At 38.3% G+C, this 13,341-nt stretch carries 12 protein-coding genes and 1 other annotated feature; of the genes, 3 read left to right on the top strand and 9 right to left on the bottom strand.

Annotation, left to right across the window (positions count from 1 at the left end):
- Positions 1-129 precede the first annotated feature (129 nt).
- The gene (gene dat, locus BT1A1_RS12630) at positions 130-996 is read right to left on the bottom strand and encodes a D-amino-acid transaminase (RefSeq protein ID WP_034771863.1); all 867 of its coding nucleotides are present in this window, start codon (positions 994-996) and stop codon (positions 130-132) included.
- Between the two features lie 872 nt (positions 997-1,868).
- Here dat and BT1A1_RS12635 point away from each other — a divergent pair.
- On the top strand, positions 1,869-2,090 hold the full coding sequence (locus tag BT1A1_RS12635) for a DeoR family transcriptional regulator (protein ID WP_034771864.1): 222 nt from the start codon (positions 1,869-1,871) through the stop codon (positions 2,088-2,090).
- 77 nt (positions 2,091-2,167) lie between these two features.
- Here the strand turns inward: BT1A1_RS12635 and BT1A1_RS12640 are convergent, their stop codons facing one another.
- Entirely contained in the window at positions 2,168-2,884 is a 717-nt protein-coding gene (locus BT1A1_RS12640; RefSeq protein WP_034771865.1) for a pseudouridine synthase, read from the bottom strand.
- 494 nt (positions 2,885-3,378) lie between these two features.
- On the opposite strand from BT1A1_RS12640, the gene BT1A1_RS12650 reads away from it, so the two are divergent.
- Positions 3,379-3,639 (top strand): hypothetical protein, encoded by a 261-nt coding sequence (locus BT1A1_RS12650; RefSeq protein WP_034771867.1) that lies wholly within the window; start codon positions 3,379-3,381, stop codon positions 3,637-3,639.
- Between the two features lie 114 nt (positions 3,640-3,753).
- Here the strand turns inward: BT1A1_RS12650 and BT1A1_RS12655 are convergent, their stop codons facing one another.
- Positions 3,754-5,364 carry a putative polysaccharide biosynthesis protein gene (locus BT1A1_RS12655; RefSeq protein WP_034771868.1) on the bottom strand — a complete coding sequence of 537 codons (1,611 nt, stop codon included), beginning with the start codon at positions 5,362-5,364 and terminating at the stop codon, positions 3,754-3,756.
- A 548-nt stretch (positions 5,365-5,912) separates the two neighbouring features.
- Between BT1A1_RS12655 and BT1A1_RS12660 the strand changes: the two genes are divergently transcribed.
- Positions 5,913-7,208 carry a BaiN/RdsA family NAD(P)/FAD-dependent oxidoreductase gene (locus BT1A1_RS12660; protein ID WP_034771869.1) on the top strand — a complete coding sequence of 432 codons (1,296 nt, stop codon included), beginning with the start codon at positions 5,913-5,915 and terminating at the stop codon, positions 7,206-7,208.
- A gap of 36 nt (positions 7,209-7,244) precedes the next feature.
- On the opposite strand, the gene BT1A1_RS12665 is transcribed toward BT1A1_RS12660, so the two are convergent.
- From BT1A1_RS12665 to BT1A1_RS12690, 6 genes are all read right to left on the bottom strand, one after another.
- Positions 7,245-7,430, bottom strand: coding sequence for a sporulation protein Cse60 (locus tag BT1A1_RS12665; protein ID WP_034771870.1), 186 nt, complete (start codon positions 7,428-7,430; stop codon positions 7,245-7,247).
- A gap of 178 nt (positions 7,431-7,608) precedes the next feature.
- Complete coding sequence (locus tag BT1A1_RS12670; protein WP_034771871.1) at positions 7,609-7,923, bottom strand: rhodanese-like domain-containing protein; 315 nt, start codon at positions 7,921-7,923, stop codon at positions 7,609-7,611.
- 343 nt (positions 7,924-8,266) lie between these two features.
- Complete coding sequence (gene leuS, locus BT1A1_RS12675; protein ID WP_034771932.1) at positions 8,267-10,681, bottom strand: leucine--tRNA ligase; 2,415 nt, start codon at positions 10,679-10,681, stop codon at positions 8,267-8,269.
- A 99-nt stretch (positions 10,682-10,780) separates the two neighbouring features.
- Positions 10,781-11,013: a binding site (T-box leader), on the bottom strand.
- Positions 11,014-11,301: 288 nt separating this feature from the next.
- Positions 11,302-12,294, bottom strand: coding sequence for a biotin synthase BioB (bioB, locus tag BT1A1_RS12680; protein ID WP_034771873.1), 993 nt, complete (start codon positions 12,292-12,294; stop codon positions 11,302-11,304).
- A gap of 37 nt (positions 12,295-12,331) precedes the next feature.
- Positions 12,332-12,916: a biotin transporter BioY gene (locus BT1A1_RS12685; protein ID WP_034771875.1), complete on the bottom strand. Its 585-nt coding sequence runs from the start codon at positions 12,914-12,916 to the stop codon at positions 12,332-12,334.
- 79 nt (positions 12,917-12,995) lie between these two features.
- Positions 12,996-13,244, bottom strand: a complete 249-nt coding sequence (locus BT1A1_RS12690; RefSeq protein ID WP_034771877.1) for a hypothetical protein — start codon at positions 13,242-13,244, stop codon at positions 12,996-12,998.
- Between the last annotated feature and the right edge of the window lie 97 nt (positions 13,245-13,341).

The following is a 13,341-nucleotide window of genomic DNA, read 5'->3' on the forward strand; positions in this document are numbered from 1 at the left end:
TCATTATTTATTGTACACCAAAAAAGGGAGTAGTACTCAAAGATTTATAAATAAACATACTGTAATTGTTAAAAAATTCTCTTATCTGGGCCATTCCGTTTCGTGTAGAAGTATATTTGTAAGAGACAATTATTCCACCTTGCTTAAAAGATGACCACATTCATGCTCTATTTCTTGTTCAAATAATGTTTGAAGTTTTCTCGTTACATCCCCTGGCGTCCCGTTTCCAATTTTTACACCATCTACTTCAACAATCGGGATGATTTCCATTGTCGTACTCGTTAAAAACAGCTCGTCGGCATTTTGTAATTGTTCCACAGTAAAACCGGTTTCTTCATAAGGCAGTTGGTTGAAGTCAAGCAATGAAATTACTTTTTGTCTGGTAATCCCATTTAAAATAAATTGATTAGCCGGATGAGTAAATAGCTTCCCGTTTTGAACCATCCATATATTGGTCGAACTACCCTCTGTAATGATGCCATCTCGATGTAAAATTGCTTCCAGACAGCCGGCATCCGTTGCTTTTTTCTTTGCCAAAACAGCTCCTAACAAACTGATCGACTTTATATCACAATAATGCCAGCGTAAATCCTCCGTAATAACGGCTTTCCCCCCGGTTTTCATTAAATCAACCGGACGAGTACCGGGCATAAGATAACCGATCAAGGTGGGTGAAACCGTTTCAGGAATAACATGATTTCTGGGAACTACACCTCTTGAAATTTGCAAATACAGATTACATGTAGAAGCATTCTCTTGTTCAAGCAAATTGATAATTAAATCCGTTATTTCTTGTTTAGAATAAGGAATCTCCATATAAATTTTTTGGGCACTTGCATAAAGCCGATCAATATGCTCTTTTAATGTAAAAGGCTTTCCATTGTAAATCCTGATTACTTCATAAACACCGTCACCAAACTGAAATCCGCGATCCTCAATATGAATGATCGCTTTTTCCCGATCAACAATATGACCATTAAAAATAACTTTTCCCAATGTTCTCCCTTCCCTTCGTTGAAATCAGCCTACATTTAAGTGAAATCTCACCTTTGCTGGAAATTTATTCTTAAACGTATAAGAAAATAACCTATTACCATTCAAACATCTATTGAATGAATTTCTTTGAATATTTTATAACATTATTCATATAATGGCAAAAAAGGAGGTGAATATTTTATTAGCTTTCTATTAAACTTCCGAAAATTTTACGTAACTTTAGAAAAGACCGTCATTACATAATTCTTGACAATAGAGTGAGCCTTCCATCAGTGGGGGTCTCATCCTACTGATGGTTAGTTAAACCAATCGAGCACTTACGGCACTTATCTTCCCCTCCTTTCCATCTTTGACTTTCTTTTACCCATAAGAGGAAGTTTTAGTGACCGTTTGTGCGGACAAATTTTACAAGATATTCAACAATTTGTTCAAAAAAATTTATTTTCTAATAATATAAAAAGACTGGCAATTTAAATGTCAATTCGTTATAATATTAGTATTACATTTTCCATTTATCAGAAATCAATGTCATGAAACCTCATGATATAGCTATTGAGATGATATGAGGAAAAATATTTTCTTAGATATGAATGGTAAGCAAAAGTTTTTAGTCGAGCCTTATCCTAATGTGAAAGTAATTTATTGGAACATGCATTGTTAGTAAAAATCCTTATCAAAACAAATGGTTCTATGTGCTGTATTACTCCATTGAGAAGTTAGGTTTTACTAAAATGGAAAAGGTGCAATTAGAAGAAGTTTGCGTAGATAAGAACCTGCCGACGATAGTTGTGCAGAGTCTCAGAGAACAGGGATGCTATTCCCCGTTGTCGTTTGCAGTTCGCCAATTAATAATTTTATAGGGGTGTGGTTTTTTGAAAAACTCAACAGACCGAATGCTAACTCGAATCAAATCCGTATACATGTTTATTTATGAAAACGGAACGGTGTCAACACAGGAATTAGTTGACGAGTTTGGCACGACTCCTCGGACCATTCAAAGAGATTTAAATGTTTTGGCATATAATGGCTTAGTTACAAGCCCAAGCCGAGGCAAATGGACAACGACAGATAAAAAAGTGAGAACTTCATCTTAGATATAAAGATTTATATAGGGATCGCCTTTAATTGGCGATTTTTTTCAGCCCGCACTTCATAATTATAAAAAAACAGGTCATTGCCTATTTTTCAGAAGATCGATTTCTTCATCGGTCAGTTCTCGATATTCCCCTTCAGCTAAATCCCCATCCAGCTTAATCGGTCCCATGGAAAGCCGCTTTAGATAAACTACTTTTTTTCCTACCGCTTCAAACATGCGTTTCACTTGATGAAATTTCCCTTCTGTAATCGTCAATTCAATTTCCGACCGAATTTCACCGCTCCGTAAAATATTGAGTTGAGCAGGCTTTGTGACATAACCATCATCAAGCTTAATTCCGGCTGCAAACGCTTTTTTGTCTTCCTCCGTAATGGTTCCATCCACTAATGCATAATACGTTTTCGGTACATGCTTTTTCGGTGACAACAGCTGATGCGCCAATCCCCCGTCATTCGTTAGAAGCAACAGACCCACTGTATCTTTATCGAGTCGTCCAACGGGAAAAGGCTCATAAACAGCATCCTCCATTTCTAACAAATCAATCACGGTTTTCTCACGGTCGTCTTCTGTCGCAGAAATCACACCGGCCGGTTTATTCATCATTAAATAAATATATTCTTTGTATTCAATTTTTTCCCCATAAACAGTCATTTTATCTTTTTTCGGGTCGACATGAGTTTTCGCATCTGTCACGGTCTCCCCATTTACAGTTACCACCCGATTCTTCAATAATTTTTTCACTTCTTTCCGGCTCCCGTAGCCAATATTTGCCAAAATTTTATCAATACGCATTCAACAGCCTCCTAACGTTTTTCTGGTATAATAACATTCTTTCCATTTTTAAATAAAGAAAGATATTGGACCCTTTATTAACCACAAATTAGCCAATATACTCTTTCATCCACATGCAAATTTCTTAGCAAACGATATTTTTCGATTGCACATTAGGGTAAAAATTCTTAAAACCATTCCCTAAATTTAAAGCAGACCATATATTTTTTTCCACGAATCAGGCTAAATTTTCTTAACTCCATTCCCAAAAATTTAAAGCAGATCATATATTTTTTTCCACGAATCAGGCTAAATTTTCTTAACTCCATTCCCAAAAATTTAAAGCAGATCATATATTTTTGCCCATACTTTAGACTAAATTTTCTTATCTCCATTACCAAAAACTTATTAAAGCAAACCACCTCTTTTTTAATCAAGAATTAGGCATTCCAATCAGTCCCTTTTAGTTATATGCACATACACTAATTACTGAGATTATAGAGGAGGTTATGTTTATGATTGATTACTACCGGCAATATCAATTTCCCGGCCAAGGACAATTTCCAGGAATGGATCAATTTCAAACCCCGGGACAATTTCCGGGACAGGGGCAATTTCAAACCCCGGGGCAAACCGGACAATTTTTCCCCGGCTTTCCGGGAACAGGTACACAAACCCGAATTGACAGATTAGAAAGGAATGTAAACCGTTTGGAACGGGAAGTCGACCGCTTGGAAAACCGACTTCGCAGAGTAGAAAGACGTTTAGGTTTTTAATTTGAAAAGTTCAGGACACGCACCTAGAGACATCCAACCAGGTCAGCTAAAGACATGATTCGTCAACTAACGATCAGCGGGGGAACGATTTCCTCCGCTGATGTAAGTTTGACTCTAACTAGATAACTTCTTTTTCAAACTTTGCATTTGTTCAGGAAACAAGAAATACAATAAGCGTGACTTGAAACTCAAGTAAAAATAAATAACCGCTCCAATTATTGTACAGACCAAAATAATCAGTAATGACATGGATTTTGTTTCCGGTGCTATGAATAGGGTGATTAGTTTATAAAACAGAAAAACAGAAATACCCATAATTACATTAAATATAATAATCAAAATCCCCCGTCGGAATACAAGACGATATTTATAATTGGCAAAATATTTTATCACGATCAAATTGATTATGATTGTGACTGAATATCCGATAACGGTAGCATAAATCGCCCCGAACGTTTGAAATCGCTCAATCATCGGTGTATTTAAAATAAGTTTAAACAAAAGCCCTAACAACAAGCTGAACACCGTAAATTTTTGTTGATTTAACCCTTGTAAAATCGCAGCGGTTACGGAAAATAGGGCAAAAAGGATGGCAACCGGTGCATATATCATTAAAATTTTGGTACCGAATGGATCCGGCTTATAAAAGAATGTATAAAACGGTTCGGCCAAAATAGAAATTCCAATCGATGCAGGCAATGTTAAAAACAATAACACTTGAAACGTTTGATTCATTTGTGATTTCAATTGCTTTTCACGATGATTAACAAACGCATCGGTAATTGATGGGACAAGCGAAACGGAAAAGGCGGTCGCCAGTGATACAGGGATAATGACAATTTTATGTGAATTTACGTTTAAAGCTGCAAGACTTGCATCAGCAATTTTTGCCAAACCGATATTTGCCATTGCCTGATTATGGATTAACTGATCGACTAATTGAAATAAGGAATTCGCGATCCCAACGACAACAAACGGAATTGCCGATATAAAAATCTCTTTATAAATCTCTTTTAAGGATATTTGAATAGTTCCCTTATCTTTTCGTAACAATTCATCCAAATACGGTTTTCGCTTATACCAATACCATAGTAAAACAATTAAACTGCCGATCGCACCAACAAAGGCTGCAAATGTCGCCACTTGGACAGCTGTAACAACAGAACCATGAAATACTTTTAAAACGACAAGTGCCCCGATTAAAAGAAATGCAACCCGAACAATTTGCTCAACGACTTGTGACACAGCAGACGGTCCCATGGATTGATGCCCTTGAAAGAAACCACGTATGAGACTCATAAACGGGACAATGATTAATGCAAAGCTGACTGCCCGAATAACTGACACAACATCATCAGACTTTATTATTTGATCTTTATCTGCAATGATAATATCAGCAAATGTCGGAGCCAATAAATAAAGAATGATAAATGAAGCCAAGCCTGTCAAAAGCATGACAACCAAGCCTGACTTAAATAATTTCCGCCCAACACCATACTCTTCCAAGGCATTGTATTTGGAAATAAACTTGGAAACAGCTAAAGGAATGCCCGCCGTCGCAATACTAATAAAAATCGTATACGGTACATATCCGTAATTATAGAGTGCGTTACCATTATCTCCAACCAATGCAAAAAAAGGAATTATGTATATTAAGCCAAGAAATTTTGAAATATATGTACCAAGGGTCAGAATAAACGTACCCCGCATAAATTTTGAACCCATACAATCCCAACCTAACAGTTTTTCTCTTTTAATAATATTATCTGCTCAACATTATGACAAATTTTTACGTTAAAATACACTAATCTAGTTTACATGTTTTTATATTGAATTGACAATTTACTTTTATATTTTTTGCGAACTTTTTAGGGATGAAGCAGATTGAACTGCTTTTTTTATTTTTCTGTCGAAATTCAAGTGATTTGTTGTTGAATTTTTCCTTCCGTAGTTGAATTTGAGGAATCTGCTGATGAATTCGATAGGTTGCTGTTGATTATAGGTGCCCTGCTGTTGAATTTTTCATTTTTACTATTGAATTAAGGCTTGTTTGCTGTTTATTTTTCTCTTTTTACTGGTGAATTAGATGGGGGGACTGTTGAATAAATTAAGATATCTTACGGTTGAATTCGGCAGCGGTACTGTCAAGTCGCCATGGGAACTGCTGATTTCACCCTGTACGATCACCCACCTTGATCTATCAGTAAAAAAACTTAAATCCACTTTCTTTCTGATTTCCCCTTTTATATAATGAATGAAGTTATAACCTGATAATGAAAAAGGTGATTGTTTTGAATGTAGATGTATTCGTAATAGGTGGCGGTCCGAGTGGATTGATGGCGGCAATTGCAGCAGGAGAAACAGGGGCGAACGTGTTGCTTGTCGATAAAGGTGATAAGCTTGGTCGAAAGCTTGCTATTTCCGGTGGCGGGCGCTGCAATGTAACAAACCGTCTTCCGGTTGATGAAATTGTTAAACATATTCCCGGGAACGGCCGCTTTCTTTACAGTGCCTTCTCTATTTTTAACAATGAGGACATTATAAAATTCTTTGAAAATTTAGGTGTGAAGCTGAAAGAAGAGGATCACGGACGAATGTTTCCGGTCACAAACGATGCAAAATCAGTCGTCAATGCATTACTGAACCGATTGAAAGAACTTGACGTAATGATTAGAACAAATACCCCTGTTGCGGATATCAATTACGAAGACGGTCATGTGGCAGAAGTTATTTTAAAAAATGGTGAAAAAATAAAGGCCCGCTCTGTCGTTGTTGCGGTCGGCGGTAAATCGGTCCCTCACACCGGTTCTACAGGTGACGGATATCCTTGGGCGGAAAAAGCCGGACATACAGTAACTGAACTCTACCCGACAGAAGTTCCTTTACTTTCGGATGAACCTTTTATAAAAAATCGTACATTACAAGGATTATCGCTTCGAAATGTAGCTTTATCGGTATTAAATCCAAAAGGAAAACCGATTATTACCCATCAAATGGATATGATTTTTACCCATTTCGGTATTTCCGGACCGGCTGTTTTACGGTGCAGCCAATTTGTCGTTAAAGCAATGAAAAAATGGAATCTGTCACATGTAACCATGAAACTGGACACAATTGTTGACCGGACCGAAGAAGAAATTTTTCAGGAAATTGTTTCTCATGTAAAAGAAGAAGCGAAAAAAGCGGTCAAAAATGCTTTGAAAGGTCTTTTACCGGAACGTTACCTTTTATTTTTATTGGAGCAAGCAGAAATTGACCAAGACCAGCCGATGAACACCATTGCAAAAGAGAAGCTCCGAAAGCTCGCTCAACTTTGTAAAGATTTCCGCTTTACTGTTAACGGTACCTTACCTTTAGAAAAAGCCTTTGTAACAGGCGGTGGAATTTCTATAAAAGAAGTCGAGCCAAAGACAATTGCATCGAAAAAAATGGAAGGACTTTATTTTTGCGGGGAAATTTTGGATATTCACGGCTACACAGGGGGATATAATATTACGTCGGCTCTTGTCACCGGAAGACTTGCAGGCTTAAATGCGGCAAAATTTGCTTTAAAACTGGAAAACGAGTAAAAAACCAGGAGCACTGTGTTCCTGGTTTTTTTCAACTCATTTCCGATAAATAACCATAGCCGAAAAACAATAGATTTGATCTTCATCATCTTCTTCATACATTGCCGCAACATGATATTTAATATCTATTAGCTGATCTTCATCAAGTTTTCCTAAAAAATTATTCATTTCATGTTCCAAGTCTTTTTCATGTTCATAATCGAATACCTTTACCTTGACCATTTTCCTTTAACTCCTTTTTTACAGTATAGGAAAATATAAAAATATTGGTGAAAAAGTAGACTAAGTTTTATTGTCCGGATTTACAAGAGAAGTTCCGCCAACAAACAAAGCACTTTCACTATTGTTATTTTCATCATGGCCAAGTTATCCGAATTTTATAACACTTTATTTAAAAATTTTATGAATTTTGCTCATTCCATTCTAATTCACCGGTCCACTCAAGCATTCCGCCAATCATATTGACGACTTTATAGCCATGGCCTTCTAAAAATCCACACACTTGCCCGCTCCGATTTCCCGAACGGCAAATGAAAATATATTCTTTATCTTTGTCAAGCTCTGTCATTCGTTCCGGAATTTGCATCATTGGGATATGTTTCGCACCCGGAACCATTCCTTCTGCTATTTCTTCTGGTTCACGAACGTCAATGATGTGCAGCTTTTCCCCTTTTTCTATTTTTACTTCAAGTTCTTCAGGCGTAATGACCTTCATCTTCCATCATCCTTTGTAAAAAATATCATGCGTTCATTTTAGCATAATAGATTCCGTAACGAGGAATAGTTTGATTTGGTTAATTAGTGATGAAATGCATGAATCTTTTATTAAAACAAAATTAGCGACGAGAAACGAGGCTCGTCGTCAAAAAAGAGCGTTTCTCACCGAAAAATGATGACGAGATCGGGTTTCGCCGCCAAAATAGAGCAGTTTTCACCTCAAATTGGTGACGAGAATAGGTCTCGTCGTCGAAAATGAGACTTTTTCACCCCAAAATGGTGACGAGATTCGCCCTCGTCGTCAAAATAGGTCATCCGTAAAAGATGACCTTTTTCCAAAATTAATTTGCCACGATATTTACCAATTTTCCCGGTACGGCAATCACTTTACGGATTGTTTTCCCGGCCAATTGGGCTTGAATGGCTTCATCCGCTTTTGCCAATTCCTCCAATTGCTCCTTACTGCTATCCACCGGCACCATTTTCTTAGCCCGAACTTTGCCATTCACTTGAATAACAATTTCGATTTCATTATCAACTAATTTACTTTCGTCAAAAGTCGGCCAAGTCGAAAAAGTAATCGATTCATGATGCCCTAATTTTGACCATAGCTCCTCAGCGATATGCGGGCAAACCGGTGATAACAATTGCAAAAATCCTTCCGCAAATTTCCGCGGTACTTCCCCAACTTTATAGGCCTCATTGATAAATACCATTAATTGGGAAATTGCTGTGTTAAAACGAAGGCCTTCATAATCCTCCGTCACTTTCTTCACGGTACGGTGATATGTTTTTTCCAATTCATCGCCAACTTTGTCGACAATCTTATCAGAAAGCGTGCCATCCTCGTTAACAAAGAGACGCCAAATCCGGTCCAAGAACCGGCGCGAACCGTCAAGTCCGGTTGTTGACCAAGGTGCGGATGCTTCCAGCGGTCCCATGAACATTTCATACAAGCGCAATGTATCGGCTCCGTGGCTTTCCACAATTTCATCCGGGTTTACAACATTGCCTTTCGATTTACTCATTTTTTCATGATTTTCACCGAGGATCATCCCTTGGTTAACCAATTTTTGGAATGGTTCCTTCGTAGGGACTACCCCAATATCGTATAGTACTTTATGCCAGAACCGGGCATATAGCAAGTGTAGGACTGCATGTTCAGCTCCACCGATGTACAAATCAACCGGCAACCAATATTTCAATTTTTCCGGATCTGCGATAAATTGATCATTGTTCGGATCGATGTAGCGGAGATAATACCAGCAGCTACCGGCCCACTGTGGCATTGTATTTGTTTCCCGACGTCCTTTTTTGCCTGTCACCGGATCAATGACTTCCAACCAGTCTGTCGCATTGGCAAGCGGTGATTCCCCGGTTCCGGACGGTTTAATTTCTTTCATTTCCGGTAAAAGCAGCGGCAATTCTTCTTCCGGAACAGTTGTCATGGTACCGTCTTCCCAATGAATAATCGGAATCGGTTCACCCCAATAGCGTTGACGGCTGAACAACCAGTCACGCAATTTGTATTGAACTTTTTTCTGCCCGATGCCTTTTTCTTCTACCCAAGCAATCATTTTTGCAATGGCATCTTGTTTATTCAAACCATCAAGAAATCCGGAATTTACATGCACGCCGTCACCGGTATACGCTTCTTTTTGAATATCCCCGCCGGCAACAACTTCACGGATCGGCAAATCAAATTTTTTCGCAAATTCATAGTCACGTTCATCATGTGCCGGTACCGCCATAATTGCCCCGGTACCATAAGTGGCAAGCACATAATCGGCAATCCAGATGGGCATTTTTTCACCGCTTGCCGGATTCACTGCATAAGCGCCGGTAAATACACCCGTTTTTTCTTTTGCCAAATCCGTCCGCTCCAAGTCAGATTTTGTTTGGACTTCTTTAAGGTACGCTTCAACTGCATCCTTTTGTTCAGCTGTCGTAATTTTCTCGACTAAACCATGTTCTGGAGCCAAAACCGCATACGTGGCACCGAACAAAGTATCCGGACGTGTTGTGAAGACGGTGAAAGTATCGTCGTGACCGTCAATTTGGAAGTTAATTTCTGCACCCTCTGAACGGCCAATCCAGTTCCGTTGCATTTCTTTAATACTTTCGGACCAGTCCAATTCATCCAAATCTTCCAATAGACGATCGGCATATTCAGTAATCTTTAACATCCATTGTTTCATCGGTTTCCGAATTACCGGGTGGCCTCCGCGTTCACTTTTCCCATCGATGACTTCTTCGTTGGCAAGAACTGTTCCAAGCGCCGGACACCAGTTAACCGGCACTTCATCAATATAAGCCAGCCCTTTTTCATACAATTTGATAAAAATCCATTGGGTCCATTTGTAATAATTCGGATCGGTTGTATTCACTTCCCGCTCCCAATCATAGGAAAAACCTAGATCGTTTAATTGTTTCTTAAATGTTTGAATATTTTTTTCAGTAAATTCAGCCGGATCATTACCTGTATCAATTGCATATTGTTCGGCAGGTAATCCGAACGCATCCCAGCCCATTGGATGAAGAACATTATAGCCTTGCATTCTTTTCATACGTGCAGTAATATCAACCGCCGTAAAACTTTTCGGATGTCCGACGTGAAGACCTGCCCCTGATGGATAAGGAAACATTCCCATTGCAAAAAATTTCGGTTTATCTTTGTCTTCGGTTGTTCGAAATGTATGATGTTCTTGCCAATAGTTTTGCCATTTCTTCTCGATTTGTCTATGGTTGAAACTCACTGAAATTGCCTCCTTTAACTTTTTCAATTATCCTCCATTTTGACCAATAGCTTTCTTTTCAAAACATTCACAAATAAAAATCCCCCCATCCCAAAACTGATTTGGGACGAGAGGATTGTCTCCCGCGGTACCACCCAATTTAATATATATCAGCATATAATGCCGAAATATATTCACTTGATTAGCCCGTAACGTGGGTCGAGCCGGCAAATATTACTCAATTCATATTTGCAACTCAGAGGCGAGTTCATGTTGCTGATGACTAACTCCCACCGACCGTTAGCTCTCTTTGAACAACAGCGGACATTACTACTCCTCGTCACCGTTTTTATCCAGTTAGTATGGCAATATTATAGTGAAAAATTTGGAAAAAAGCAAGCAAAGTTCGAGGAATTTCGATAATTCACCCCGCTCATTAACAATCAACAGGGGCCATCTATCTCTCACTTAGTAAAAATGAATCGGACATTTGCAAAATTGCTCTTTTCCTTCCCCTTATTATCCCGAGTTTTGAGACGGAAGTTTGATTTGTCGTTAAACTCGGGATAAACTTACATTGCCATGCTATCGGGATTAAACTTTGTCAGTGGTAGGTGACTGAGAACATAGTTTTTAAAAGCTTATCTGGTCGAAACGAATTGATAGTTAAAGTCAATTTCAAAACCGAGATCTTCCAACATTCGTAAATCGGCTGAATCTGCTTGACCTTCTGTAGTTAAATAGTCTCCAACAAAAATTGAATTGGCAGGATATAACCCGAGCGGCTGCAGACTGCGTAGATTTACTTCCCGACCACCTGCTACCCGAATTTCTTTTGAAGGATTGACAAACCGCATCATCGCTAATACTTTTAAACAATACCGGGGATTTAATTCCTTTGTTCCTTCCAAAGGGGTCCCGCTTATGGCATTTAAGAAATTTACTGGAATGGAATCAGCATCTAAAGCTTTTAAACTGAAAGCCATATCAACGACGTCTTCTTTCTTTTCTTTCATACCAACAATAATTCCTGAGCATGGAGAGATTCCCGCCTGTTTTACCCTTTCAACAGTATGTATCCGATCTTGATAGGTGTGGGAAGTGGTAATTTCGGGATGATGTCTTTCTGATGTGTTTATATTATGGTTATAACGATCGACTCCGGCTTCCTTCAGTTTTACCGCTTGTTCCGGTTTTAAAATACCTAAGCATGTACAAATCGTTAACGGATATCGCTCCTTTATCTCCTTGACAGCTGCAGCAACGGTTTCAATTTCGCGATTACTTGGTCCTCTCCCACTTGCAACAATACAATACGTACCTATTTTCATATCATAAGCTTGTTTCGCACCGGCTAAGATTTCTTCTTTTGATAACATCGTATATTTTTCAATCGGTGCTTTGGAAATGCTTGATTGCGAACAGTAGCTGCAATTTTCCGGACAAATACCTGATTTGACATTTTTTATTTTATTTAACTTCACTTTATTTCCATAATAATGGCGACGAATGATATATGCACCGTGAAGAAGTTCCAGTAATTGTTTATCAGGTGTTAGTAATATTGTTAATGCCTCTTCATATGTTATTTCCTTGCCATTTAGTACTTCATATGCCAGTTCTTTCCAATCCACAAAATTTCCTCCTTTTCCCCTTGTTTCTCTGTCAAAGCTATGCACCTAATTTCAATTTTTTGAATTGGCCTTTTGAAAGGATGGAAACCCGCATGCGATGAGCAAAGATTCCGGCAACTACTGCAAGAATAATGTCTTTAGGAAGCGGCGGCAACATCCAAAGCCATGCCAATCCATATGAAAATCCGTCCGGTGCATCTGCCCAAAATTTATAAGCGAAATACATCCAGTTCGTCCCGAATAAATAATTAATCGCAGTGGCAACTAATGATGCAAAAACATACCATGATACAGTTTTTTTCTTTTCAATAATTTTTCCGCCCACGTAAGCAGCCAAAATGAAAGAAAGTATAAAGCCAAAGGTTGGGCTAAGAAGTGAACCAAATCCACCGCTAAAACGGGCAAAAACCGGTAATCCGACAAGTCCCATAAATGCATAAACACTTGTCGTAATCGCACCTAGGCGACTCCCTAGTATTAAACCGGATAACACGGCAAAAAATGTTTGTAAAGTGATCGGCACCCCACCTACTACCGCAAAGGGAATAATGGATGTAATATTTGCCCCGATTGCAATTAAAACAACAAACATACTAACCAATGTGATTTCAATAGTTTTCATTCGCGTTACCTCCTTTAAACAGTTGATATTTTAAAAATAATGAATAAGGAGGTATTTGTCAACTTATTTTTAGTATTAGTTAACATATTTTAAAAATAATTTTTAGTTCGCCTAGTTCAACAATCTTACCCGGATTTAACAGTATAGGACCAATTTCAATAGTGACATCACGATATTTCAACAACAAGATTCCCAATTCAATAAACCCACCCTTGAATTTAACAGTAACCCCCGTCAATTCAACAGTAAAAGGGAAATATTCAACAGTAGATAGACGGGAATTCAACAGTAAATAGAAAAAATTCAACAGTGCACTCTTAAAATTCAACAGTACCCCCACCGATTTCAACAGTAAGATACCTTAATTCAACAGTGCACTTCTAAATTTCAACAGTGCCATACCAAAATTTCAACGGCAAAAAATC

Source organism: Caldibacillus thermoamylovorans (genome assembly GCF_000751775.1).
Classification (GTDB): Bacteria; Bacillota; Bacilli; order Bacillales; family Caldibacillaceae; genus Caldifermentibacillus; species Caldifermentibacillus hisashii.